This is a genomic window from Lysinibacillus sp. Ag94 (assembly GCF_023242215.1).
Lineage (GTDB): Bacteria > Bacillota > Bacilli > Bacillales_A > Planococcaceae > Lysinibacillus.
Genome location: NZ_CP096780.1, coordinates 973799 through 999408 on the forward strand (window position 1 = coordinate 973799; position 25610 = coordinate 999408).

The window sequence follows — 25610 nt, forward strand, 5'->3', positions numbered from 1 at the left end:
ATGTTCCTAAAACGACTCGAAGTGATTGGCTTTAAATCTTTTGCGGAACGCATTGGAGTTGATTTTGTACCTGGTGTTACAGCGGTGGTTGGACCAAATGGTAGTGGTAAAAGTAATGTCACTGATGCTATTCGTTGGGTACTTGGGGAGCAATCGGCAAAGTCGTTACGTGGGGCAAAGATGGAGGATGTTATTTTTGCTGGAAGTGACTCACGTAAGCCACTAAACTTTGCAGAGGTAACATTAATTTTAGATAACACAGATGAACAGTTAGCTTTTTCATATACAGAAGTTAGCGTAACAAGACGCGTATACCGTTCAGGTGATAGTGAATATTTACTAAATAACCAGCAGTGTCGCCTGAAGGATATTACGGACTTGTTTATGGACTCAGGACTTGGGAAAGAGGCCTTCTCCATTATTTCGCAAGGCCGTGTCGATGAAATTTTAAATAGCCGACCTGATGACCGTCGTTCAATTTTTGAAGAGGCAGCTGGCGTATTAAAGTATAAACTAAGAAAGAAAAAGGCAGAGCATAAGCTTGTTGAAACAGATGAAAACTTGTATCGTGTTTTGGATATTTTACATGAGCTAGACAGTCGTCTGGAGCCGTTAGAAATTCAGGCATCAAGTGCAAGAGATTATGTGCAAATGTCAACTGAGTTAAAGGATTTTGATATTGCTATCCTTGTGCACGATTTAAACAATTGTGCACAATCTTTGCATGCTCTGAAAGCTGAGTATACGGAGCTATATGAAACGGAGCAAAAACAAGCTCAGCATATTTCTTTGATAGAAAAGCAAACTGCAAGTATTCGTAAGCTTTTAAAAGAGTTAGATGAATATCTAGATACGACTCAGGCTGAGTTTGTTAATGCAACAATGGAGGTAGAGCGTTGGGATGGTCGTAAAGCGTTAATGGCTGAAAAACGACAAAATGCTTCTAATCAACTACTTCAATTGAATACAGCATTACAGGAAGCAAAAGCTGAGGTTGAGTCTCTTATAGCCCAAGAGCAAGAGAAAAAAGAATTATTCATTGAAAAACAGCAAGAGGTTGCAGCGCTAAAACAAAGCATTAAGCAATTAGAGCAATCTTTAAATCGCTCAGTTTCTGAAATTGAAGAAGAAATTGAAGAACAAAAAAACCGCTATATCGACTCTTTAAACGAAGAAGCAACAGTTAAAAATGAATTAAAAAATATCGAGCAACAGTTAGCGCAGCAAAAAGCAATGGCGACACGAATGTTAGACCAAACGGATGAAATCGGGCAAGAGCTTGCGCAAATTCTAGCTGAAAAAGAGAAGCTAGTTGTTGCTCATACTACAACAACTAACGACTTGCAGCAAAAACTTGAGCAATATGAAGCATTGCAAATACAGCTTAAAAACGTCAATGCATCATTTAATGAAAAGCAGGATATGCTTTATAAAGCTTATCAGCATCAGCAGCAACTGAAAGCTAGAAAAGATACGCTTGCGGAGCTTGAAGCAGATTTCTCTGGGTTTTTCCATGGCGTAAAAGAAATATTACTAGCACGTGATAAAGGTGAATTAGCTGGGATTGAAGGAGCCGTTGCCGAGTTAATTCAAGTTGACGGGAAGTATTCTCAGGCTATTGAAACGGCATTAGGGGCAGCCTCTCAGCATATTGTGACAACTAATGAACAATTTGCTCAACAGGCAATTCATTGGTTAAAACAAAAGAGAGCTGGACGCGCAACATTTTTACCTAAAACCGTTATCAAGTCACGAAAGATCAATCTATCTATGATTCAGCTAGCAACTGAGCACCCAGCATTTGTCCAAATGGCTGATGCACTTGTAACGTTCGATGAAAACAACCGTACAATTGTTGAGAACCTCCTTGGTAATGTGATCGTTGCATCAAGTTTAGAAGGTGCAAGCCAAATTGCTCGTTTATGTGGGTTTAGGTATCGTGTTGTAACACTTGAAGGTGATATCGTTAATGCAGGCGGTTCATTAACAGGTGGTGCAATGAAGCAACAATCGTCACTCTTTACAAGAAAAGCGGAATTAGATGGTTTAATAGTAAAGCTAGCATCGTTGGAGGCATCTATTTATAGTGCTGAACAGGCTGTCTCAGTTGAGAAAGAGAAACTTACAACATTGCGAGACACAGTAGAACAATTGAAGCTTGACGGTGAACAACTACGAAAAGATGAAATGCAACAGGCAAGTCGTATTCGCGAGCTAGAGGTTGTCGAAAAAAGCTTATCTGCAAGAGTATCTTTTGCTTCAAATGAAACACAAGATGTAAAAACACGCGAAGAAGCATTGTTAGCTCAAAAGGAAGCTTCTACGGAGCGTTTAGCGGCACTAGCGACAGAACTGCTAGAGATAAACGAAACAGTGGAGCAATTAAGCAAGGTGAAGCTACAAAGTGAATCGGAGAAAGATTTACTGCGTGAGCAGTCAGCTGAAAAACGCTCGCAGTTAGCGGTAATGCAGGAGCAAATGTCACAAGTACAAATTGCTACAGCAGAGTTAGCCCTACAATTAAACAAAGCTCGTCAAAAAGCCGAAAATATTTCTCAGGAAATAATCTGGCTTCAATCTGATGAATCGACAAAACTTTTAAGCGATGAAGAAGTAGATGAGCAAGTTGCTACGTGGAAAACGACGAGAGATTCGTTGCAAAACACTATTTCACAGAAAAAAGATGAAAAAGTAGCACAACAACAAGAGCTTACTACTTTAGAAGAACAGCTGAAGGAATTGCAACGTACGCATAAAGGCTACCTTGAAGCGATACGTGCAAATGAATTGAAGCGCAGTCGCGTAGAGTTTGAAATCAATAATTTCAATGAGCAGCTAGAAGAAAACTATCAGCTAACATATGAGGAAGCTGAGGAGTTAGCCATTGCAATTGAAGATGAAGAGCATATGCGACGTCGAGTGAAATTACTGAAGAAATCGATAGAAGAGCTAGGTCCTGTTAATTTGAGCGCCATCGAGGAATACGATCGCGTGCTTGAACGCCATTCATTTTTAACAGAGCAGCGTGAGGATTTACTTGCTGCACAGGAAACATTACATGAGGCAATTAAAGAAATGGATGAAGAAATGACGCTACGATTTAGCGAAACTTTCTATGCCATTCGAGAGCAATTTAAACGTGTATTCCGTGAATTGTTTGGTGGAGGACAGGCGGATTTAGTGTTATTGGACCCTCAGAATCTGCTAGAAACAGGCATAGAAATTGTAGCACAACCTCCAGGTAAAAAATTACAAAATCTAAGCTTGCTTTCAGGTGGTGAGCGTGCACTAACTGCAATCGCGTTATTATTCTCCATCCTCAATATTCGACCAGTACCATTTTGTATTCTTGATGAGGTAGAGGCGGCTTTAGATGAGGCAAATGTCGTTCGCTATAGCCAATATTTGAAGAAATTTAGCCGTAATACGCAATTTATTGTGATCACCCATCGTAAAGGGACGATGGAGGGAGCGGATGTGTTGTATGGTATTACAATGCAGGAATCTGGTGTATCTAAACTTGTATCAGTAAAATTAGAAGATGAACCCGTACTTGCGGAGCAAAGGAGCGAACAAGCATGAGTTTTTTTAAACGTTTAAAAGAAAAATTGACAGGCAATCCCACCGAGGAAGAAAAAGTAGTAGCAGCAATCAATGAAGAAGAAGCTGCTGAACAGAAGCAAGACGAAGCAACAGAGCCTGCTCAAATTGAAGCAACTGTAGATGAAATGGAAAAAGTTGAAGAAGTTTCTGAAACAGAAACCTCAATTGAAACAGCAACTCCTGTAGCAATTGAAGATCAAGAGCAACAAGAAGTGCAAGAAGTAGCAGTAGTGGAAGAACCTGTGAAGGAGAAAAAACCTTCTGCATGGTCTATTACACAAAAATTCAAGGCTGGTCTTGAAAAAACGCGTAATTCATTTACTTCTAAAGTAAACGATCTAGTTGCTCGTTATCGAAAAGTGGATGAAGATTTCTTTGAAGAATTAGAAGACTTATTATTACAGGCAGACGTTGGCTTTGAAACAGTAATGGAGCTAATGGACAAATTACGTTTTGAGGTTCAGCGTAAAAATATAAAAGATACGAACGGTATTCAAACGATTATTTCTGAAAAACTTGTGGAAATTTATGAGCAAGGAGAAGAGGATTTAATCGAGCTTAATATGCAACCTAAAGGTGAGCTTACGGTAATTTTATTCGTAGGGGTAAACGGTGTTGGGAAAACGACAACAATCGGTAAACTTGCCCATCGTCTAAAATCGCAAGGTAAAACAGTTGTTTTAGCAGCAGGTGATACTTTCCGTGCTGGTGCCATCGATCAATTACAAGTTTGGGGAGACCGTGTAGGCTGTGAAGTGATTAAGCAATCGGAAGGTTCAGATCCAGCGGCGGTTATGTATGATGCCATTCGTGCAGCGAAAAACCGTAATGCAGATGTGTTAATTTGTGATACAGCAGGGCGCTTACAAAATAAAGTAAACTTAATGAATGAGCTTGAAAAAGTTCATCGAGTAATCTCCCGTGAGGTACCGAATGCTCCGCATGAGGTTCTATTAGCCTTAGATGCAACAACAGGCCAAAATGCACTTGTTCAAGCACAAACATTTAAGGAAGCTACAAATGTAACAGGGATCGTTTTAACGAAGCTTGACGGTACTGCAAAAGGCGGTATTGTTCTTGCTATTCGTAATAAATTACACATTCCTGTGAAGTTTGTTGGTCTTGGTGAAAAAATGGATGATTTACAACCATTTGATGCAGAGCGTTATGTGTATGGCTTATTTGCTGATGGTTTAGATAAAGAATTACAAAATAATGAGGATTAGGTTTATAACAAATGTTTACTGTAGCGAAAGCGAAGCGTCAGCTACAAATGTTTACTGTAGCGAAAGCGAAGCGTCAGCTACAAAGTGCCCAGTCGGAACGGAAATCAACTACACGTTTCGGTGGTGGTAAGGATTAACATTTGAGTAAGTAAATTTGTAATTGCGCTCGTCTGTAAACAGGGGAATCGCATTGTTTAAAAGGGAAATACTGGCTATGGGTGAAAAACACCTAAAAAGCAGTTAATTAAAGCTTTTAGACAAGGAGATTACCTTGACACAGACGGGCGCTTTTCGTTATGATACAAATGACTAATAACGGGAGGAGAAACATTCGATGCTACTTGAAAAAACAACACGCATGAACTTTCTCTTCGACTTTTATCAAGCATTATTAACAGATAAGCAACGAAGTTATATGGAGCTCTATTATTTAGATGATCACTCACTTGGAGAAATCGCTGAATCGTATGGAGTTTCACGCCAAGCTGTTTATGATAATATTCGTCGAACAGAAGCGATGCTTGAAGAATATGAAGAAAAACTATGTTTACTTGAAAAATTTCAACAACGTACACAAATGCTTGCGCAGCTAACAACAGGGATTACAGAACAAAGTATGACAATTGAAGAGCAGCTAACGCTTATAGAACAGTTGAAAGAATGGGATTAGGAGGCGAAAGCAATGGCTTTTGAAGGATTAGCGGAACGACTCCAAGGAACGATCCAAAAGATTAAAGGTAAAGGTAAAGTATCGGAACAAGACGTTAAAGAAATGATGCGCGAAGTCCGATTTGCTTTAATCGAGGCGGATGTTAACTTAAAAGTAGTCAAAGAATTCGTTAAAAAGGTCAGTGAACGTGCTGTCGGTGTAGATGTTATGCAAAGCTTAACACCAGGTCAGCAAGTTATTAAAATCGTACAAGAAGAATTAACAGAATTAATGGGTGGCGAGCAAAGCCCAATTAAATTTAATACAAAGCCACCGACTGTCATTATGATGGTCGGCTTACAAGGTGCCGGTAAAACGACAACTACAGGTAAATTAGCAAATGTGTTACGTAAAAAATATAATCGTAAGCCATTACTAGTGGCTGCAGACGTATATCGTCCAGCGGCTGTTCAGCAGTTACAAACATTAGGAAAGCAGCTATCCCTACCTGTTTTTGCATTAGGAACCGATGTATCTCCAGTAGAAATTGCTCGTCAGGCAATTGAATTGGCAAAAGAAGAACATCATGATGTCGTTATTATCGATACAGCTGGTCGCTTGCATATCGATGAAGATTTAATGCAAGAATTAAAAGATATTCGTGCGTTAAAAGAGCCGGATGAAGTATTCCTAGTTGTAGATGCTATGACAGGTCAGGATGCTGTAAACGTGGCAGAAAGCTTTAATGAAGCAGTCGGTATTACAGGAGTTGTTTTAACAAAGCTAGATGGTGATACACGTGGTGGTGCGGCGTTATCAATTCGTTCCGTTACACAGAAGCCTATTAAGTTTGTTGGTATGGGTGAGAAGATGGATGCGCTGGAACCTTTCCATCCAGAGCGTATGGCGTCCCGTATATTAGGAATGGGTGACGTTCTATCACTTATAGAAAAGGCTCAGGCAAATGTGGACGAAGCAAAGGCTAAAGAACTAGAGGAAAAATTTAAAACCCAGTCCTTTACGTTCGATGATTTCGTTGAACAATTGCAACAAGTAAAGAAAATGGGTCCACTTGACGAAATTTTGAAAATGTTGCCAGGTGCCGGCAAAATCAAAGGCTTAGACAATGTTAAAGTCGATGATAAGCAAATGGGTCGCGTAGAAGCGATTATTTATTCGATGACACCTGCTGAAAAGACGAATCCAGAAATTATTAACGGTAGCCGTAAAAAGCGTATAGCGAAAGGTTCTGGGACATCAATTCAAGAGGTAAATCGTCTATTGAAGCAATTTGAAGAAATGAAAAAAATGATGAAGCAAATGACAGGCATGGCGAGTGGAAAAGGAAAGAAAAAGATGAAACTACCAGGCTTCGATTCATTGTTTAAATAATATTTTATAGGTGTTAAGAAAAAACACTTTACAAACAACCTAAACATTGATAATATACTATCTTGTGTGAAACTTATTCGGAGGTGCTATTAAAATGGCAGTTAAAATTCGCTTAAAACGTATGGGAGCTAAAAAATCTCCTTTCTATCGTATCGTAGTTGCAGACGCTCGTTCACCACGTGACGGTCGTTCAATCGAAACAGTTGGTACTTACAACCCACTAACTAAACCAGCTACTGTAAACATTGATGAAGAGAAAGCTCTTAAATGGTTAACTGACGGTGCAAAACCATCAGATACAGTGCGTAACTTGTTCTCAGAACAAGGTATCATGGAAAAATTCCATAACCAAAAATTCAGTAAATAATCGGGGGCGAGGTCTTTGAAGCAGCTGATTGAAGCAATCGTTTTACCGTTAGTCGATTATCCAGAAGAAGTTCGTATAGAGACGGATGAAAATGCAAATCGAATTGTTTATAAACTTTTTGTTCATCCAGAGGATCGAGGGAAAGTCATAGGCAAACAAGGGCGAGTAGCGAAAGCGATTCGTACAATTGTTTATTCAGCGGCGGGTAGTCACCATCAAAAAAAGACCTACGTCGATATATTGGATTGAAAGAAAAGATTTTCACGCTCTTTTATATGCAACAAGCACTGGAGAGTCCTGACAGGTATGTTTACATGCGCTTAGGAATTCGAAGTGGACTTGAGGTAAAGCGTAAAATCTGGACTTAAAAGGAAGGAGCTTGCCGGTTCCTTCCTTTTTTCATTATCTTAGTTACATTGAGAGATAATTGAACATAATGACATTGAGGAAGACTGGTCAACGTCTTAGCTAGAACACCGTCCACCAAAAGTTAAACTGCTTTTGTAGATGAAAGGTGAGAGAAATGTTACTTTTTGATCTGGCTAGCAAGTAGCTTGACGGGGACGAGCATGTTTTAGCATGTTTTATCTTCATTCAGCTTAAGACTCCTGCCTCTTAAGGTTGTGGGATGAATGAGGATGTAATTCCTTTTCAGCGGATTTCAAACTCCCGTTGAATGAAGATACAGCCTCTGGCGGATGTTACGGATTTTGAAAAGAATGCAATGAAGGATGTTAGCCTAAAACCTTCGCATTTAACTGACCCGCCTCGCGCAGGCCTGGGCACAACTCGAAATCCGGACGCAATTACGCCGAGGCGAAATTGATATGAGGTGAGATTTGAATGGAATGGTTTAATGTAGGTCGTATTGTCAATACGCACGGTATTCGCGGTGAGGTGCGTGTGTTATCAACAACTGATTTTGAAGAAGAGCGCTTTGCAGTGGGAGTAAAGCTTGCGGCGTTTAAAAAAGACGATAAAAAGCCAACGTGGGTAACAATTGAATCAGTGCGTCGTCATAAAAACTTTATTTTGTTAACCTTTGAAGGAATGAATAACATCAACTTGGTTGAGCCTTTCAAAGAAGGAATGCTCAAAATTACGAAAGATCAAATGACAGATGATTTATTAGAGGAACATGAATATTTTTTCCACGAAATAATTGGCTGTACAATTGTATCTGAAGAAGGCGAAACAATTGGAGCAGTGACCGACATTCTTCAAACAGGTGCAAACGATGTATGGGTAGTTAAAGGCACTAAAAAAGAGCATTACATCCCGTATATCGAGGATATCGTCAAGGAAATCAATATTGATGAGAAGAAAATAGTGATCCATGTAATGGAAGGTCTACTATGATGAATATTCATGTGTTAAGTTTATTTCCGGATATGTTTACAGGCGTTTTTGGAGCGTCCATATTAAAGAAAGCGCAGGAAAAAGGTGCTGTAAATCTGGAAGTCACTGATCTCCGTGGATTTTCGGGTAATAAGCATAATCAAGTAGACGATTATCCGTATGGTGGCGGTGCGGGAATGGTCTTAAAACCAGAGCCGATGTTTAGCGCTGTCGAGGCCATTACAGAAGGGAAAAATCCTCGTATCATTTTGATGTGCCCGCAAGGTGAGCGTTTTACTCAAAAAAAGGCAGAAGAGCTGGCGCAAGAAAAAGAGCTAGTATTTTTATGTGGTCATTACGAAGGTTATGATGAACGTATTCGTCAGCATCTTGTCACAGATGAGATTTCAATTGGAGATTTCGTATTAACTGGTGGCGAGCTAGGGGCTATGACAGTTATAGATAGCGTTGTACGACTTCTGCCGGGGGTTTTAGGACAAGAGGATTCCCACATACAAGATTCGTTTTCAACGGGTCTCCTAGAGCACCCACATTATACACGCCCTGCCGAATTTCGTGGGATGAAAGTACCCGATGTCTTACTATCGGGCAATCACGCAAAGATTGAGCAATGGCGTATGGAAGAATCTCTGAAAAGAACATTCGAGCGTCGTCCTGATTTGCTCGAGAATTATCCATTAACAGACAAGCAAAAATTGTATCTAGAAAAACTTAAAAACAACGATAAAGATGCTTGATTGCTATCTATATTTATGATAACATCTATTCTGTACTTCTATGTGAAGTACTGAATTACGGTGTTCCGCTGTGGCATAGATTGCGTGCAAGAGCATCTGTCTAAGGAGAGAAAACAATGTCAAACATTATTACAGAGATTACAAAAGCTCAGCTTCGCACTGATCTACCAACTTTCCGTCCTGGTGATACTGTTAAGGTACACGTGAAAGTAGTAGAGGGTACTCGTGAACGTGTACAAGTATACGAAGGTGTAGTAATTAAACGTCGTGGTGGCGGTATTAGCGAAACTTTCACAGTTCGTAAAATTTCTTACGGTGTAGGTGTTGAACGTACATTCCCTGTACACACACCAAAAATCGCTAACTTAGAAGTTGTACGTCGCGGTAAAGTACGTCGTGCTAAACTTTACTACCTACGTAACCTACGTGGTAAAGCTGCTCGTATTAAAGAAATTCGATAATTATGACTTAAAAGTGAGGGGCTTGTTTAACAAGCCCCTTTTCTTTTTGCTTGTCATCTTAAAGAGCTATCAACTAAAATGAGGATAGACAAGGGGGCAAATCTCGATGGAAAAACAAATAAAGGAAAAGAATGAACTATGGGAATGGACAAAGGCACTTCTAATTGCATTTGCGATTGCAGCGATTATTCGTTATTTTTTATTTACACCCATTGCAGTAGATGGCCAATCCATGATGCCAACCCTTGAAGATGGCGACCGTATGATTGTAAATAAAATTGGGTATAAAATAGGTGAACCAAAACGCTTTGATATTGTGGTATTCCATGCTCCTGAAAAGAAAAACTATATTAAACGTGTTATTGGGCTTCCAGGAGAGACATTGGAGTATAAAAATGATCAATTATACATTAATGGTGAACCGATAGATGAACCTTATTTAGATGCTTACAAATCAAAAATTACAGAAGGTACTTTAACCGAGGATTTTACATTAAAAGATATTGATGTAAACCTAAAAGATAATGTTATTCCAGAAGGCTATGTTTTCGTTATGGGAGATAATCGTCGATACAGTAAGGACAGTCGTATTATTGGAGTCGTCGATCAGAAAGAGATTATCGGGAGTACAAGTCTGATTTTCTGGCCGTTTAGTGATATTAAAATTGTAAAGTAATTCTTGAAAGGGAGAGATCAATTATGCCTTGGCATAATTGCGTATGGAATCGGCTTTGTGCTTGCACAAAGCCGATTCCATGACATCCGCCGGAGGCTTTAACTCCTTTCAGCAGGCGTTTGGACACCTGCTGAAAGAAGTTAAAACTCCCTTTTTCTTTTAGTTTAGGAGGTATAGATATGACTATACAATGGTTTCCTGGGCATATGGCAAAAGCCCGCAGAGAAGTTACAGAAAAATTAAAGCTAGTTGATATTATATTTGAATTAATAGATGCACGTTTACCGCTATCTTCCCGAAATCCGATGATTGACGAAGTAATTAATCAAAAACCGCGTCTCCTTATTTTAAATAAGTCAGATATGGCAGATGAGCACGAAACACGTAAATGGGTTGAATACTTCGCACAACGAGGTCATAAGGCAGTTGCGATCAATTCTCTTGAAGGCAAAGGATTACAGCAGGTAACAAAGGCTGCTCAAGAAATTTTGAAAGAAAAATTTGATCGCATGAAATCACGTGGGATGAAGCCAAGAGCCATTCGTGCAATGATTGTTGGCATTCCGAACGTAGGAAAATCGACGCTTATTAACCGCTTAGCGAAGAAAAATATCGCAAAAACAGGGAATACGCCAGGGGTCACTAAGGCTCAGCAATGGATAAAGGTTGGCAAGGAGCTAGAATTACTCGATACGCCAGGTATTTTATGGCCGAAATTCGAAGACCAAGAAGTAGGCTTTAAATTAGCGTTAACAGGTGCTATAAAGGATACTATAACGAATATGGAGGATTTAGCTGTATATGGTCTACGCTTTTTATCCGTTCATTATCCGGCACGAATGGAAGAACGCTATGGCTTCCAATTTATCCATGAAGATTTAGTGGAAACCTTCGATCATATAGGTAAACTTCGCCGTGTTTTCGGTCCTGGAGGAGAAATCGATTATGATCAAGTAGCTCAACTAGTCGTTCGCGATATCCGTGGGTTGCAATTAGGTAAACTAACATTTGACTTTGTTGACGAACAACTTGAAAAAGAAACAGAACAGTAATAAAACTGTCATACTTACGTTAAATCGTGAGTATGACAGTTTTTCTTTTAGGAATACGCCATCTTGCCGATAAATGATATAGAGTGAGAAAAAACGATAAATACTTTTGAATGGATTCGGAGCTTTTCGTTATAACGTGGGAATTGATTGTAGTGAAGGCTTGCTTTGTGCTGTCGCTGCGCTTTCGCAAAAAGAGCAAAGACTCCTGGGGGCGTCCGATGAGCCGCCTTACTTGCGCTGCTCGCTGCAGGGGCTCGGGCCAACGCGTGAAAGTGAAGTGGCACCGGTGTTGGTCATGAAGGCGTATCGCAGGATGTGATAGTTTTAGCCTTTATTCCTCAATTGCTCATTCCTAAGGAGTCGCCTAACCTCCACTACAACCAAGTAATATACACGGAATACCATTAAATGTAATACGATACCAAACCTGTTCTTTCTAAAAAAGTATTGTTAGTATAAAAGCATGGGCGGAGAAACTCAGGCTGCAAATGTGCGGAAGGAAGAGTGCTGTGCATTTAAGTACATATTATAAAAAAAGGATATATTATGAAGAACGCCAAAACGTTAGGGTGAATCCTTAGCCTATTAAAAAATAAAATTAGCGAATAACTGTTAAGAACCAATAGGGAGTAAATATATGAAAACGATTAAAGAAATTTCGACAGCATTGAAAGAAGCGGAGGAATGGCAGGACTGGATGACGGGGGTAGCAACCGATGAACGTGCAGGTGTGCAAAAGGCTTGGCAAAGTTGGCAAAGATCCCAAGAGAAAAAGCAACAGATACTGCAGGAACATCAAGCGAAAATTGATTTCGATCGAAGTTACGGAGGAGAGAATACCTTAATTGCAGGGGTAGATGAAGCAGGGCGTGGACCGTTAGCAGGGCCAGTAGTAACAGCAGCTGTTATTTTACCTGCGAACTGTGAGGCTCTAGTCGGATTAAATGATTCAAAGCAATTATCAAAAGATAAACGCAATGCTTATGCTGCTTTAGTAAAAGAGCATGCATTATGTTACTTTATCCATTTCCAATCAACACAACAAATTGATGAATTAAATATTTACGAAGCGACGAAGCAATCGATGAAGACAAGTGTAGAATCGTTATCTATAAAACCTAATTATGTGCTAGTTGATGCTATGACGCTGCCAATCTCTATTCCGCAGGATTCGATAATTAAAGGGGATGCGAAAAGCTTAGCTATTGCGGCTGCATCCATATTGGCAAAAACAGCTCGAGATGATTATATGGATCAATTGGACGAGCAATTCCCTATGTATGGTTTTGCTCAGCATGCAGGATATGGAACAAAACAGCATTTAATGGCCCTTGAAAAGTTTGGTCCAACTATTCATCATCGCAAATCATTTGAGCCGATAAAGTCAATGCTTTAACTTGTTTCAGCGGTGTTTTATGTAGCGAAAGCAAAGCGACAGCTACAAGTGTTTTATGTAGCGAAAGCAAAGCGACAGCTACAAATGTTTATTGTACAAACATCTGCTGAAATAAGGTAATGTTCTGGCGGATGTCATTTTTAAAACATAATAGTAAGCAAAAAATAAAAGGCACATTCAAGCAGTAGAAATGACATTTGTAAAAGCGTATATCATGTGAATAAGTTGCTTAGAGCTCCGACTCAGCCCTCTAGGAAAGCGCCCAGTCGGAGCAAAAAATCTACCCACGTTAAAAAAGGACGCCAATTACAAGGAGTAGTTGATGAAAGGAGTACGTATATGACAGCCACATCTTTAAATCCGATTCAAATGCAACAAAGTGCTTTAACCCTAAATAATCAGCCACTTACTTTAAAACAAGGGCAAGTATTTCAAGGAACAATTAAACAATTATATCCAGATCAAATGGCAGAAATACAGGTTGGCCATCAGAAGTTTATTGCTAAACTCGAAGTGCCGCTAAAAGCAGGTGATGCCCACTTCTTCCAAGTAACTGGTACAAGCCCACAAACAGAACTAAAAGTTGTTACGGGCCCTATGGGGCAAACGGCTTCTCAAAGTCAACAAATCAATCAGTTACTTGACTCAATGAATTTACCCAAAACCGCTGAGATGCAGCAACTTCTAGCTCATTTTATGAAAGCGCAGCTACCGATTTCAAAAGAGCAGCTAATGCAGGCAGAAGTGTGGTTAAAGGCATTACCAGAAGGTGTTACGAAGATGGATGCCTTACAAGCCATTCAAAAAATGGTAGAGCTTAAAATGCCGATGACCAATGATGTTTTTCAAGCTCTAATAAGTGGACAAAAAACTACTGGCATGGTTTCTGTAATGGAAAGCTTTACACAGCTTTTAACGAAAGAAATAGCTTTACCAGAAAACCTTAAGCAAACACTAATCCAACAAGTAAATGCTATTGCAAAGCCTTTTGAAGTAGAAACAGGTAGTTTAGTACTTGCCAAATCCATTCAAATATTATCAAATAATGCTGCTGCTATGAGTGAAAAGATTCAAGCCATGAATATTTTAAAAGAGGCAGGGATACTTCCTCAGCAGGCAACCTTGCAAAACTGGTCAAGCTTTAGCGATGTAAAATCTGTTCAGTCAAATCAGTTTCAACAGGCTGGAGAAGTTATTCAAGCAATTTTAACGACAAAATCTGACAATATCAATCATCTAGTTGACCAGCTTAAATCTTGGACAGCAAATCAAAGCTTGCTAACCAACGAACAACGGCAGTCATTAAATCAACTTATCGATCGATTTAATCAGCTACCAGCAACTAAACAAACGCTAGAGATTTTCGCAAAACAAATGCAAGAACAATTTATAAAAGCGTTTGCAGAAAATTCTTCGGAGCGTTTATTTACACAAGACGCCAATGCTCTTTCAATAAAGGACCATTTATTATCGCTTTTAAAGCATGAGGCTACTACTCCGCTACAAAATGAAGTATTCATGCGAAATCTTATGAAAAATAGTGTTGAATCCCCGCAAGCAATGATTCAGCAAATCGTGACGCAAGCAGATGCCCATGTACAAAACTCTATGGACAGTAAAGCAATGGAACATGCACTTAAAACAGTATTAAAAAATCTAGGAGTTAGCTATGAAGCGACACTTAGTAATAAGTCAGCAGATTTACAGCAGATTGCACATCAATTGAAACCGCAGCTACATACATTATTGCAGGAAACACATATTTCTCCGCAGCTTAAGGAAGCAGCAGAAATGTTAATGGCACGCATGAACGGCATGCAGCTCGCATCAGGAGAGAATGGCCATCAGCATCAGCTTATTATGCAAGTACCATTAGAATTCTTTGGTAAGAAAATGGATGCAACATTGCAGTGGAATGGTCGCATGAAGGAAGACGGAAAAATTGATGCCAATTATGCGCGTATATTATTTTATTTACAAATGGAATCTATGAAAGAAACCGTTATTGATATGCAGGTTCAAAATCGTGTAGTTTCTGTGACAGTATTTAATGAAAATGATATTATTCCGCTTGCAGAACCACTGAAATCAGCGTTGAAAATTGGCCTAGCAGAAAAAGAATATCAACTTTCAGGCGTTTTTATTAAGCAATTTGAAAAAGCCCAACCTGTAAAAACACCTGTAGTAGGACAGCAGGAGGAACATAGTGGGGTGGATTTTCGCATATGAGTGAAGAAAAATTTACTCGAAAAGAGGCTATCGCTCTCACGTATAAGTTAGGAAGTTTTGATAGTCCAACGGTAGTAGCAAAAGGAAAAGGCAAAATAGCAGAAAATATATTAGCACGCGCAAATGAGCACGATATCCCTATTTATGAGGATCCTAACCTTGTTCATTTACTTGGACAATTAGATCTCAATGAGTCAATCCCAGAAGAATTGTTTGAAGCTGTCGCTGAGGTTTTTGCATTTATTTATCGATTAGACCAACAATATGCCGAAAAAATAGAAAAAATAGAGAATTCTGATTTTCATAAAACTCTGTTTTAGTACACAAAACAGAAAAAAGCGTCATATTAAAAGATAAAAAATGAATAAGAGACAAGGTATAGACTTTATCAGAATCTTTCGTTAGAATAGATTATGTTAGTAAAACAATTTTATGCAAATGTTTGATGGGAGGATGTATTATGAATATCCATGAATATCAAGGGAAAGAGATTCTTAGAAAATATGGTGTAGCTGTACCAAACGGAAAAGTAGCTTTTTCCCCTGATGAAGCAGTGAAAGTAGCGAAAGAACTTGGCTCTAATGTGACAGTAGTCAAGGCGCAAATTCATGCAGGTGGACGCGGTAAGGCGGGGGGCGTGAAAATCGCCAAAAACCTTGACGAGGTGCGTGCATACGCAAAAGAATTACTAGGTAAAATTTTAGTAACTCATCAAACAGGTCCAGAGGGAAAAGAAGTAAAACGCTTATATATTGAAGAGGGTTCTGATATTCAAAAAGAATACTATTTAAGTCTAGTATTAGACCGCGCAACATCCCGTGTAACAATGATGGGGTCTGAAGAGGGTGGCATGGATATTGAAGAAGTAGCAGCATCAAATCCAGAAAAAATCTTCAAAGAAGTTGTGGATCCTGTTGTTGGTTTAACAGGTTTCCAGGCACGTCGCATGGCGTTTAATATGAATATTCCAGCCAACCTAGTAGGGAAAGCTGTTAAATTAATGTTAGGTTTGTATCAAGCATTTATCGACAAAGATGCTTCTATTGTAGAAATTAATCCACTTGTTATAACTGGACAAGGAGAAGTTTTGGCATTAGACGCTAAATTTAATTTCGATGCAAATGCGTTGTATCGTCATAAAGATATTGTCGAATTACGCGATTTTGATGAAGAAGATCCAAAGGAAATCGAAGCATCAAAATACGATCTTAGTTATATTTCTCTAGATGGCAACATTGGCTGTATGGTTAATGGAGCGGGTCTTGCAATGGCTACAATGGACACAATTAGCTATTATGGCGGAAGCCCTGCTAACTTCTTAGATGTAGGTGGCGGTGCAACGGCAGAAAAAGTAACAGAAGCTTTCAAAATTATTCTTTCTGATCCACATGTAAAAGGTATTTTCGTAAACATTTTTGGCGGAATTATGAAATGTAACATTATTGCCGAGGGTGTTGTGACAGCTGCTAAAGAAATTGGCTTAGCTGTGCCATTAGTTGTACGTTTAGAAGGTACAAATGTGGAACTTGGAAAAGAAATATTAAATGCATCTGGTTTAAACATCGTTGCAGCGGATTCAATGGCTGACGGTGCACAAAAAATTGTGGGACTAGTAGGCTAAGGAAGGCAGGGAGAACAATGGCTGTATTTATTGATAAAGATACGAAGGTAATAGTACAAGGAATTACGGGCGAAACAGCGCTTTTCCATACGAAGCAAATGCTTGATTATGGTACTAAAATTGTAGCTGGTGTAACACCAGGTAAAGGTGGTCTGGAAATCGAAGGAGTGCCTGTATTTAACACTGTAGCAGAAGCTGTAGCTGCAACAGGCGCAACAACTTCAGTTATTTATGTACCTGCTCCTTTCGCGGCAGATGCTATTTTAGAGGCAGTTGATGCCGAATTAGAATTAACAATCTGTATTACTGAACATATTCCTGTCCTTGATATGGTTAAGGTTAAACGTTATATGGAAGGTAAAAAGACACGTCTAGTTGGTCCAAACTGTCCAGGTGTTATTACGGCAGATGAATGTAAGATTGGTATTATGCCAGGTTATATCCATACGAAAGGGCATGTAGGAGTTGTTTCTCGCTCTGGTACGTTAACATATGAAGCTGTACACCAATTGACACAAGCTGGTATTGGCCAAACTACAGCTGTAGGTATCGGTGGAGACCCTGTCAATGGTACGAACTTTATCGATGTTTTGGAAGCGTTTAACAACGATACGGAAACATATGCAGTTGTAATGATCGGGGAAATTGGGGGTACAGCTGAAGAAGAAGCGGCTGAGTGGATTAAAGCGAATATGACGAAACCTGTCGTTGGCTTTATCGGTGGCCAAACAGCACCTCCAGGAAAACGTATGGGTCACGCTGGTGCTATTATTTCAGGTGGTAAAGGAACAGCAGCAGAGAAAATTAAAGCAATGAATGCTGCTGGAATAGAAGTAGCAGAAACGCCATCTGTCATTGGTGACACACTTATTAAAGTAATCAAAGAAAAAGGGCTATACGAAAAGTGTAAAACCCATTAAAATGGAAGATGTAGCACGTTGTTGCTACATCTTTTTCTTTATTTAGACACGGCTTTAAAAGATGAAATAGCTAACTCCCTACTTACTGTCTATAGCTATGTCATGAAAGATGCGGTCATTTAATTTCTTCTATTAAAAGGAGGTTTTTAAATGATTTTATCAGTCGATACACAGAGATTACTAGCTTTACATTATATATACCCATTGCCACTTCAAAAACTTCAGCAATTATTGTCCCCGGTGGATATACTAAGTTATTTTGAAGAAGCGTCCCCCAACGAGATTGCCAAAGCATTGCAAATATCATCCCAAAGAGCGTTGGAAATATCCAACAGTTTTCGACAAATAATGACATTTTCGTTTCGGGAAGCTTATGAACGGGCTAATATTTCCCCTATCCCTTTTCATCATCCTTTATACCCGGCGCAATTATTTGAAATATCCAGCCCACCTACTGTATTGTATGTGAAAGGTCGGTATTCTTTATTAACGAAAGAAAAACGAGTAGCCATTATAGGCTCTAGAAAGGCTACAGCTTATACAAAGACTGCGTTGGACCTAATTGTCCCGCCTCTTGTTGAACACGAATATACTGTCGTAAGCGGGCTTGCAAGAGGGGCAGATACGATTGCTCATGAGACAACGATAAAAGTTGGCGGTGCCACAATTGCAGTGCTTGGACATGGGTTTAATTTTATATACCCTAAGGAAAACCAGTCTCTCGCTGAGCATATGGCGGAGCATCAGTTACTTGTCACAGAGTATCCCCCATATATGAAGCCTGAAAAATGGCATTTTCCAATGCGTAACCGAATAATTAGTGGATTGTCCAAAGCTTTAGTTGTAACCGAAGCAGCATTAAGAAGTGGCACACTTATTACAACAGAATATGCTTTAGAGCAAGGAAAAGATGTATTTGTTGTACCGGGTCCAATTAATGCGGAGCAATCAAAAGGGACCAATAAACTACTATTAGAAGGAGCTATTCCGGTGTGCAATGGTCACGAAATCGTTGAAACACTTACTCTCTTTTCTAACAAAAATTGAAAAAAAGTTGCATTATCTTAAAATCTGTTATACATTTTGCAACAGGTAACTTAAAAAATAGCAATAGACCTCTCTAAGGGGGAGAAAATAGATGGCGGATTATTTAGTGATTGTAGAATCACCAGCAAAAGCAAAAACAATTGAACGATATTTAGGGAAAAAATATAAAGTGAAAGCGTCAATCGGGCATGTTCGTGATCTACCACGCAGCCAAATGGGTGTTGGTCCTGAAAATGATTTTGAACCTAAATATATTACTATTCGTGGTAAAGGTCCTGTGTTACAGGAATTAAAGTCTGCGGCTAAAAAAGTGAAGAAAGTCTTCCTAGCGGCCGATCCAGACCGCGAGGGAGAAGCGATTGCTTGGCACCTTGCGACTGCGTTAAATATTGATATTAATTCAGATTGTCGTGTTGTTTTTAATGAGATTACAAAGGATGCGATTGTAGAATCCTTTAAAAATCCTCGTCCTATTAATATGGATTTAGTAGATGCACAGCAAACACGCCGTATTTTGGATAGACTTGTTGGGTATAACATTAGTCCGATTCTTTGGAAAAAGGTTAAAAAGGGATTATCAGCAGGACGAGTACAATCTGTAGCACTACGCATGATTATTGATCGTGAAAATGAAATTAAAAATTTCCAACCGGAAGAATATTGGACAATTGAAGGTTCTTTTGAAAAAGGTAAGAAAACGTTCGATGCGCTTTATTATGGTGACGGCAAAGAAAAAATTAAATTAACAAATGAAGAACAAGTAAAATCTATTTTAAAAAATGTTAAAGGTACAAGTTTTGAAGTTGTCAATGTATCTAAAAAAGAACGTAAACGAAATGCAGCACCTGCCTTTACAACATCTTCTTTACAGCAAGAGGCAGCACGTAAATTAAATTTCCGTGCTAAGAAAACGATGATGCTTGCCCAACAATTATATGAAGGTATTGATATTGGTAAAAAAGAGGGGACAGTCGGTTTAATTACTTATATGCGTACCGATTCTACACGTATTTCGGACACAGCAAAAACGGAGGCAATTGCCTACATTGAATCCAAGTACGGGAAAGAATTCATCTCCACGGAGTCGAAGCAGACTAAAAAAGCATCCAATGCACAAGATGCGCATGAGGCTATTCGTCCAACTAGTACGATCCGAACTCCAGAGGAATTAAAAGCAGTGCTTAGTCGCGACCAATTGCGCTTATATCGTTTAATTTGGGAGCGCTTTATCGCTAGTCAGATGGCGCCGGCTGTACTTGATACAGTTGCTGTTGATTTACAAAATGGGGATGTTTTATTCCGTGCAAACGGCTCACAAGTTAAATTTGCTGGCTTTATGAAGTTATATATTGAGGGCACAGATGATCAAACTGAAGAAACAACAAAGCTTCTACCTGAAATGGAAGTTGGCGATCAAGTAAAATCTCTTGAAATTGAGCCAAAGCAACATTTTACACAGCCACCACCACGCTATTCAGAGGCGCGTCTTGTAAAGACAATGGAAGAGTTAGGTATAGGGCGCCCGTCCACATATGCACCGACCCTCGATACAATACAGCGCCGTGGCTATGTCGTTTTAGATGCAAAACGATTTATGCCGACTGAGCTGGGAGAAATCGTGCACCAACTCGTATTAGAGTTTTTCCCTGATGAAATAAATATCGAATTCACAGCACAAATGGAGCAAGATTTGGATGCTATTGAAGAAGGTAGTCGTCAGTGGAAAGAAATTGTCCGTGAGTTTTATAAGGATTTTGAGGTCCATGTAAAGCATGCAGATGAGGCTATGGAAAAGGTTGTTATAAAAGATGAACCCGCTGGCGAGGATTGTGAGCTTTGTGGATCTCCAATGGTCTTTAAGCTTGGACGATATGGGAAATTTATGGCTTGTTCAAACTTCCCAGATTGCCGCAATACAAAAGCTATTATGAAACCTATTGGCGTAAAATGTCCTTCCTGTGAAACTGGCGAAATTGTCGAACGTAAGAGTAAAACAAAGCGTTTATTCTATGGTTGCAATCAGTACCCTGAGTGTGAATTTGTTTCTTGGGACAAACCAATTAGTAGACCATGCCCTAAATGTAGTGCATTATTAGTAGAGAAAAAAATTAAAAAAGGTGTGCAAATTCAGTGTACGAAATGTGACTATGAAGAGACACCTACTCAATGATAGAAAGATGGTAAGAACATGACTGAACAAGTAGTAAATGTAATAGGCGCAGGTCTCGCGGGCAGTGAGGCCGCTTGGCAAATTGCTCAACGCGGTGTGAAAGTTAAACTTTATGAAATGCGTCCGGTAAAGCAAACACCAGCTCACCATACTGATAAATTTGCAGAGCTTGTTTGTTCAAACTCATTACGTGCAAATGGCTTAACAAATGCCGTAGGTGTCATTAAAGAGGAAATGCGTATTTTAGATTCTGTTATTATGAAGGCAGCAGATGCATGTTCAGTACCGGCAGGCGGTGCCTTAGCAGTGGATCGTCATGAGTTTGCGGGCTATGTGACAGACTCTGTGAAAAATCATCCTCTTGTCGAAGTAATTCATGAAGAAGTCACTGAAATTCCAGAAGGCATTACTGTGATTGCCACAGGACCGCTAACATCGAAAGATTTAGCTGAAAAAATTCAGGGCTTAACAGGTTTAGATTATTTATATTTCTATGATGCAGCGGCACCAATTATTGAAAAAGACAGCATCGATATGGAAAAGGTTTATTTAAAATCGCGTTACGATAAAGGGGAAGCAGCTTATTTAAACTGTCCTATGACAAAGGAAGAATTTGATCGTTTCCGTCAAGCGTTAATCGAAGCAGAGGTTGTGCCATTAAAAGAATTTGAAAAGGAAATTTACTTTGAAGGCTGTATGCCTATCGAAGTAATGGCTGCTCGTGGGGAGAAAACAATGTTATTTGGACCGATGAAGCCAGTAGGTCTAGAAGATCCAAAAACAGGGAAACGACCTTATGCTGTTGTTCAATTACGTCAAGATGATGCAGCAGGAACTCTTTACAATATCGTTGGCTTCCAAACCCATTTAAAATGGGGACCACAGAAGGAAGTACTGCAATTAATTCCGGGATTAGAGAATGTTGAAATCGTTCGTTATGGAGTTATGCATAGAAATACGTTCATTAATTCTCCAAAGGTTCTAGAGAAAACGTATCAGCTTCGCGAGCGAAAAAATATTTTCTTTGCTGGTCAAATGACAGGTGTCGAAGGATATGTTGAATCTGCTGGTAGTGGTTTAATTGCTGGTATTAATGCGGCTCGTTTAGCATTAGGACAAGAACAACTTATCTTCCCATTTGAAACGGCATTAGGAAGTATGGCGCGTTATATAACAGAAGCACAATCGAAAAACTTCCAGCCAATGAACGTTAACTTTGGAATTTTCCCTGAACTACCACCAGGACGTCGTTCAAAACCAGAGCGTGCAGAGATGCATGCTACACGTGCAATAAGCACAATTCGTAATTTTGTGAATTCACAAACAATTTGATTGCAAAAAGCCTCTAAAAGTTGATATACTCTTAGAGGCTTTTTCTTTTTTGTAGGTAAAATGCTAATTTACACGTATTTTATTATTTTGTATGGAGATTTTCTCAAAATATAAACATTTCCACTTGCTATATGATGAAGATAGGTATAGTGTCAATATGTATGTTTTCTACATTAACGATACCCAACATGACAAACTAAAGAGATACACGAAATTGTACATTTTTTAATAGCAAGGTGTAAGTATTTGGGTTCAGCACCAAACGTTAGGATGACGTTGAAACGTATGCTAAATATAGATATTGGATTTCGTTCCGACTGAACGCCCCCGGGAAAGCGATCAGCCCGAACAAAAAACCAATCCCACGTTATGGTAATGAGCCGTCATATACAGAAGGTTTATAATAATTCGTTGGTGGTGAATCTTTTAATGTTAGTTTCGTCCCAAGATGCACTTGAACAGTTTATGCTTTATATTCAAATTGAAAAAAACTTCTCTGTTCATACAGTGCGAGAGTATGAATCGGATCTACTAGATTTTTTAGCGTTTTTGCAGGCGGAGGGCGTAAATGATTTAGCTAGTGTTGAGTATATACATGCACGTCTTTATGTGACGAAGTTGTATGATGAAAAGAGAGCAAGATCATCGGTATCAAGGAAAATCTCCTCAATACGCTCCTTCTATCGCTTCCTAAATAGACAGTACGGATTAGATGATGGGGCATTTCGATCACTTTATCATCCAAAAAAAGAATCACGTTTACCTAGTTTTTTCTATGAAGAAGAGTTGCAGCAGCTATTTGATGCGAATGTTGGCGATGATTTGAAATCATTAAGAAATACAGCTATATTAGAGCTGTTATATGCGACAGGTATTCGTGTAAGTGAGCTTACCTCTATTCAAGTAAAAGATATTGATTTCCATTATTCAATTATTAGGGTAATGGGAAAAGGGCGAAAAGAACGTATCATTCCATTCGGGCAATTTGCGAGTTTAGCTATGCAGGATTACATAGAACAAGCTCGTCCTCGATTGATGAAAAACACAAGTCATCAGCAATTGTTTGTCAACATGCGCGGTGGGGAACTTACTCCTCGAGGTGTACGTCATATTTTAACTGAAATGATTGACAAGGCCTCGCTCCATACGAAAATATATCCACATATGCTTCGCCATACTTTTGCCACACATTTATTGAATAATGGCGCAGATTTACGTACGGTGCAGGAGTTATTAGGTCACGCTCATTTAACTTCTACACAAGTTTACACACATGTAACAAAAGAGCATCTTCGTCAGACATATATGAATGCTCATCCAAGGGCATAATAAGCTAAGGAGGAAGGCAAATGGGACAAATTCATGCGACAACGATATTTGCGGTTCATCATAATGGAGCTTGCGCAATGGCAGGTGATGGTCAAGTAACCTTAGGGAATGCGGTTGTGATGAAAGGTACAGCAAGGAAGGTCAGACGTCTGTTTAATGGGCAGGTACTTGCTGGATTTGCCGGATCGGTTGCCGATGCTTTTACACTTTTTGAAATGTTTGAAGGAAAGTTAAATGAATACAATGGCAACTTACAACGTGCAGCGGTTGAAGTAGCTAAGCAATGGCGCGGTGATAAAATGCTACGTCAATTAGAGGCGATGCTACTTGTAATGGATAAAAGTACGCTTCTTCTTGTTTCAGGTACTGGAGAAGTCATTGAACCGGATGATGGAGTGTTGGCAATTGGTTCTGGGGGTAATTATGCATTATCAGCAGGTCGTGCTTTGAAAAAATATGCGGGTGATACAATGTCTGCTCGCGAAATTGCCGAAGCGGCATTAGAAACCGCTGCTGAAATCTGTGTGTTTACGAATCATAATATTATCGTGGAGGCGCTTAACTAATGACAAAAAATAATTTAACGCCAAGACAAATTACTGAGCATTTGGATCGCTATATCGTTGGACAAAATGAAGCGAAGCGAGCGGTAGCTATTGCGTTACGTAATCGATATCGTCGCTCCTTGTTAAGTGATGAGATGAAGAATGAGGTAATTCCAAAAAATATTTTGATGATTGGACCTACAGGTGTCGGGAAAACAGAAATTGCACGAAGAATTGCAAAGCTAACGAATGCACCTTTTGTGAAGGTAGAAGCAACAAAGTTTACAGAAGTAGGGTACGTTGGACGTGACGTAGAGTCCATGGTACGTGATGTAGTAGAAGCTTCTCATCGTCTTGTAAAAGAAGAAATGATGGAGTCTGTAAAGGACCAAGCAGAGGAATTGGCAAACGAAGCCATCGTTAAGCTATTGGTTCCATCCTTACGAAAAAAACAGTCTATGCAAAACCCATTTGAAATGTTATTTGGTGGGAAAGAACCACAAGCCAATGACGATTCCTCTGAAGAAACTGAAGTACGCTCCAAACGTGCGCAAATCGCTATTGATTTACGTAATGGTAAATTAGAAAATGAATGGGTTACAGTTGAAGTAACGGAACAAAATCCTTCTATTTTCGATGCGTTACAAGGAACGGGCATGGATATGTCAGCTAACAGTGGCATGCAGGATATGTTATCTAATTTGATGCCTAAAAAGCAAAAGAAACGTCGTGTACAAGTAAAAGACGCGCGTCGTATTTTAACAATCGAGGAAGCGAATAAGCTCATAGATGCAGATGAAGTTGCCCAAGAAGCTATTTCAAGAGCTGAACAATCAGGTATTATTTTTATTGATGAGATTGATAAAATCGCTAGTAAGGATAGTAACTCCTCTGCCAATGTATCACGTGAGGGTGTGCAACGTGATATTCTGCCGATCGTTGAAGGTTCTACTGTAACGACGAAGTACGGTGCTGTAAAAACAGACTTTATGCTGTTCATTGCTGCTGGAGCATTTCATATGTCAAAACCATCAGATCTAATTCCTGAGTTGCAAGGCCGATTCCCGATTCGAGTAGAGCTTGAAAAATTAACGAAACAAGATTTTGTACGTATTTTGAAAGAGCCTGACCAATCACTTATTTTGCAATACAAGGCTTTGTTAGAAACAGAAGGTGTGGAAATAAACTTTACGGAAGACGCGATTGAACGAATTGCAGAAATTGCAACCGAGGTCAATCAAGCGACCGATAATATTGGAGCTCGACGTTTACACACAATTTTAGAGCGTTTATTGGAAGAATTATCGTTTGAAGCTGCAGAAATTGCGCCTGCAAATATTCCGATTAATGCTGCGTATGTAGATCAAAAACTTGCGGGTATAGTAAAAAACAAAGATTTGTCACAGTTTATATTGTAATATAAGGCTGAATAGTTTCATTCAGTTGTAAAAAACTTTAGAATATTAAGTAAATACTCTTCGGATTATTTATAGGAGGAA

At 39.3% G+C, this 25610-nt stretch carries 23 protein-coding genes; all 23 read left to right on the forward strand.

Annotated elements, in window-relative coordinates:
• The 23 genes from smc (at position 1) to hslU (ending at position 25529) form a co-directional block, all read left to right on the forward strand.
• Positions 1 to 3582: a chromosome segregation protein SMC gene (smc, locus tag MY533_RS04320; protein ID WP_248718147.1), complete on the forward strand. Its 3582-nt coding sequence runs from the start codon at positions 1 to 3 to the stop codon at positions 3580 to 3582.
• A complete protein-coding gene (ftsY, locus tag MY533_RS04325) occupies positions 3579 to 4829 on the forward strand; it encodes a signal recognition particle-docking protein FtsY (RefSeq protein ID WP_248718148.1) in 1251 nt (416 codons plus the stop codon). Before smc ends, ftsY begins: the two co-directional genes overlap by 4 nt.
• A gap of 11 nt (positions 4830 to 4840) precedes the next feature.
• Positions 4841 to 4966, forward strand: coding sequence for a hypothetical protein (locus MY533_RS22085; RefSeq protein WP_256469513.1), 126 nt, complete (start codon positions 4841 to 4843; stop codon positions 4964 to 4966).
• A 197-nt stretch (positions 4967 to 5163) separates the two neighbouring features.
• Complete coding sequence (locus MY533_RS04330) at positions 5164 to 5499, forward strand: putative DNA-binding protein (protein ID WP_132357463.1); 336 nt, start codon at positions 5164 to 5166, stop codon at positions 5497 to 5499.
• 12 nt (positions 5500 to 5511) lie between these two features.
• The gene (gene ffh / locus MY533_RS04335; protein WP_248718149.1) at positions 5512 to 6870 is read left to right on the forward strand and encodes a signal recognition particle protein; all 1359 of its coding nucleotides are present in this window, start codon (positions 5512 to 5514) and stop codon (positions 6868 to 6870) included.
• Positions 6871 to 6964: 94 nt separating this feature from the next.
• On the forward strand, positions 6965 to 7237 hold the full coding sequence (rpsP, locus tag MY533_RS04340; protein ID WP_049668417.1) for a 30S ribosomal protein S16: 273 nt from the start codon (positions 6965 to 6967) through the stop codon (positions 7235 to 7237).
• 15 nt (positions 7238 to 7252) lie between these two features.
• Positions 7253 to 7486, forward strand: a complete 234-nt coding sequence (locus MY533_RS04345) for a KH domain-containing protein (protein WP_004269410.1) — start codon at positions 7253 to 7255, stop codon at positions 7484 to 7486.
• A gap of 594 nt (positions 7487 to 8080) precedes the next feature.
• Positions 8081 to 8596 carry a ribosome maturation factor RimM gene (gene rimM, locus MY533_RS04350; RefSeq protein WP_132357460.1) on the forward strand — a complete coding sequence of 172 codons (516 nt, stop codon included), beginning with the start codon at positions 8081 to 8083 and terminating at the stop codon, positions 8594 to 8596.
• Positions 8596 to 9333 carry a tRNA (guanosine(37)-N1)-methyltransferase TrmD gene (trmD, locus tag MY533_RS04355; RefSeq protein ID WP_132357881.1) on the forward strand — a complete coding sequence of 246 codons (738 nt, stop codon included), beginning with the start codon at positions 8596 to 8598 and terminating at the stop codon, positions 9331 to 9333. The genes rimM and trmD overlap by 1 nt, the downstream gene beginning before the upstream one ends.
• 116 nt (positions 9334 to 9449) lie before the next feature.
• Positions 9450 to 9794: a 50S ribosomal protein L19 gene (gene rplS / locus MY533_RS04360; protein WP_049668419.1), complete on the forward strand. Its 345-nt coding sequence runs from the start codon at positions 9450 to 9452 to the stop codon at positions 9792 to 9794.
• Positions 9795 to 9900: 106 nt separating this feature from the next.
• Positions 9901 to 10470, forward strand: a complete 570-nt coding sequence (lepB, locus tag MY533_RS04365) for a signal peptidase I (RefSeq protein ID WP_132357459.1) — start codon at positions 9901 to 9903, stop codon at positions 10468 to 10470.
• Positions 10471 to 10649: 179 nt separating this feature from the next.
• Positions 10650 to 11522, forward strand: a complete 873-nt coding sequence (gene ylqF / locus MY533_RS04370; protein WP_132357458.1) for a ribosome biogenesis GTPase YlqF — start codon at positions 10650 to 10652, stop codon at positions 11520 to 11522.
• Positions 11523 to 12159: 637 nt separating this feature from the next.
• Entirely contained in the window at positions 12160 to 12918 is a 759-nt protein-coding gene (locus MY533_RS04375) for a ribonuclease HII (RefSeq protein ID WP_248718150.1), read from the forward strand.
• Positions 12919 to 13257: 339 nt separating this feature from the next.
• On the forward strand, positions 13258 to 15147 hold the full coding sequence (locus MY533_RS04380; RefSeq protein WP_248718151.1) for a hypothetical protein: 1890 nt from the start codon (positions 13258 to 13260) through the stop codon (positions 15145 to 15147).
• A complete protein-coding gene (locus MY533_RS04385) occupies positions 15144 to 15467 on the forward strand; it encodes an EscU/YscU/HrcU family type III secretion system export apparatus switch protein (RefSeq protein ID WP_248718152.1) in 324 nt (107 codons plus the stop codon). Before MY533_RS04380 ends, MY533_RS04385 begins: the two co-directional genes overlap by 4 nt.
• A 140-nt stretch (positions 15468 to 15607) precedes the next feature.
• A complete protein-coding gene (gene sucC / locus MY533_RS04390; RefSeq protein WP_132357454.1) occupies positions 15608 to 16768 on the forward strand; it encodes an ADP-forming succinate--CoA ligase subunit beta in 1161 nt (386 codons plus the stop codon).
• 17 nt (positions 16769 to 16785) lie between these two features.
• Entirely contained in the window at positions 16786 to 17688 is a 903-nt protein-coding gene (gene sucD, locus MY533_RS04395) for a succinate--CoA ligase subunit alpha (protein WP_248718153.1), read from the forward strand.
• Positions 17689 to 17838: 150 nt separating this feature from the next.
• Positions 17839 to 18735, forward strand: coding sequence for a DNA-processing protein DprA (gene dprA, locus MY533_RS04400; RefSeq protein ID WP_248718154.1), 897 nt, complete (start codon positions 17839 to 17841; stop codon positions 18733 to 18735).
• 91 nt (positions 18736 to 18826) lie between these two features.
• Entirely contained in the window at positions 18827 to 20905 is a 2079-nt protein-coding gene (gene topA / locus MY533_RS04405; protein ID WP_248718155.1) for a type I DNA topoisomerase, read from the forward strand.
• Positions 20906 to 20923: 18 nt separating this feature from the next.
• A complete protein-coding gene (gene trmFO / locus MY533_RS04410) occupies positions 20924 to 22237 on the forward strand; it encodes an FADH(2)-oxidizing methylenetetrahydrofolate--tRNA-(uracil(54)-C(5))-methyltransferase TrmFO (RefSeq protein ID WP_132357450.1) in 1314 nt (437 codons plus the stop codon).
• Between the two features lie 429 nt (positions 22238 to 22666).
• Positions 22667 to 23566, forward strand: a complete 900-nt coding sequence (xerC, locus tag MY533_RS04415; RefSeq protein WP_248718156.1) for a tyrosine recombinase XerC — start codon at positions 22667 to 22669, stop codon at positions 23564 to 23566.
• A gap of 20 nt (positions 23567 to 23586) precedes the next feature.
• On the forward strand, positions 23587 to 24132 hold the full coding sequence (hslV, locus tag MY533_RS04420) for an ATP-dependent protease subunit HslV (RefSeq protein WP_132357448.1): 546 nt from the start codon (positions 23587 to 23589) through the stop codon (positions 24130 to 24132).
• On the forward strand, positions 24132 to 25529 hold the full coding sequence (gene hslU / locus MY533_RS04425) for an ATP-dependent protease ATPase subunit HslU (protein WP_132357447.1): 1398 nt from the start codon (positions 24132 to 24134) through the stop codon (positions 25527 to 25529). Before hslV ends, hslU begins: the two co-directional genes overlap by 1 nt.
• Positions 25530 to 25610: the final 81 nt, after the last annotated feature.

Bases quoted from the DNA above. Each gene is read 5' to 3' on its own strand.
- trmD (WP_132357881.1), top strand. From the start codon at position 8,596: ATGAATATTCATGTGTTAAGTTTATTTCCGGATATGTTTACAGGCGTT.
- sucC (WP_132357454.1), top strand. From the start codon at position 15,608: ATGAATATCCATGAATATCAAGGGAAAGAGATTCTTAGAAAATATGGT.
- MY533_RS04380 (WP_248718151.1), top strand. From the start codon at position 13,258: ATGACAGCCACATCTTTAAATCCGATTCAAATGCAACAAAGTGCTTTA.
- rpsP (WP_049668417.1), top strand. From the start codon at position 6,965: ATGGCAGTTAAAATTCGCTTAAAACGTATGGGAGCTAAAAAATCTCCT.
- topA (WP_248718155.1), top strand. From the start codon at position 18,827: ATGGCGGATTATTTAGTGATTGTAGAATCACCAGCAAAAGCAAAAACA.
- ftsY (WP_248718148.1), top strand. From the start codon at position 3,579: ATGAGTTTTTTTAAACGTTTAAAAGAAAAATTGACAGGCAATCCCACC.
- MY533_RS04330 (WP_132357463.1), top strand. From the start codon at position 5,164: ATGCTACTTGAAAAAACAACACGCATGAACTTTCTCTTCGACTTTTAT.
- rplS (WP_049668419.1), top strand. From the start codon at position 9,450: ATGTCAAACATTATTACAGAGATTACAAAAGCTCAGCTTCGCACTGAT.
- ylqF (WP_132357458.1), top strand. From the start codon at position 10,650: ATGACTATACAATGGTTTCCTGGGCATATGGCAAAAGCCCGCAGAGAA.
- MY533_RS04375 (WP_248718150.1), top strand. From the start codon at position 12,160: ATGAAAACGATTAAAGAAATTTCGACAGCATTGAAAGAAGCGGAGGAA.
- ffh (WP_248718149.1), top strand. From the start codon at position 5,512: ATGGCTTTTGAAGGATTAGCGGAACGACTCCAAGGAACGATCCAAAAG.
- dprA (WP_248718154.1), top strand. From the start codon at position 17,839: ATGATTTTATCAGTCGATACACAGAGATTACTAGCTTTACATTATATA.
- trmFO (WP_132357450.1), top strand. From the start codon at position 20,924: ATGACTGAACAAGTAGTAAATGTAATAGGCGCAGGTCTCGCGGGCAGT.
- hslV (WP_132357448.1), top strand. From the start codon at position 23,587: ATGGGACAAATTCATGCGACAACGATATTTGCGGTTCATCATAATGGA.
- MY533_RS22085 (WP_256469513.1), top strand. From the start codon at position 4,841: ATGTTTACTGTAGCGAAAGCGAAGCGTCAGCTACAAATGTTTACTGTA.
- sucD (WP_248718153.1), top strand. From the start codon at position 16,786: ATGGCTGTATTTATTGATAAAGATACGAAGGTAATAGTACAAGGAATT.
- MY533_RS04385 (WP_248718152.1), top strand. From the start codon at position 15,144: ATGAGTGAAGAAAAATTTACTCGAAAAGAGGCTATCGCTCTCACGTAT.
- xerC (WP_248718156.1), top strand. From the start codon at position 22,667: ATGTTAGTTTCGTCCCAAGATGCACTTGAACAGTTTATGCTTTATATT.
- smc (WP_248718147.1), top strand. From the start codon at position 1: ATGTTCCTAAAACGACTCGAAGTGATTGGCTTTAAATCTTTTGCGGAA.
- lepB (WP_132357459.1), top strand. From the start codon at position 9,901: ATGGAAAAACAAATAAAGGAAAAGAATGAACTATGGGAATGGACAAAG.
- hslU (WP_132357447.1), top strand. From the start codon at position 24,132: ATGACAAAAAATAATTTAACGCCAAGACAAATTACTGAGCATTTGGAT.
- rimM (WP_132357460.1), top strand. From the start codon at position 8,081: ATGGAATGGTTTAATGTAGGTCGTATTGTCAATACGCACGGTATTCGC.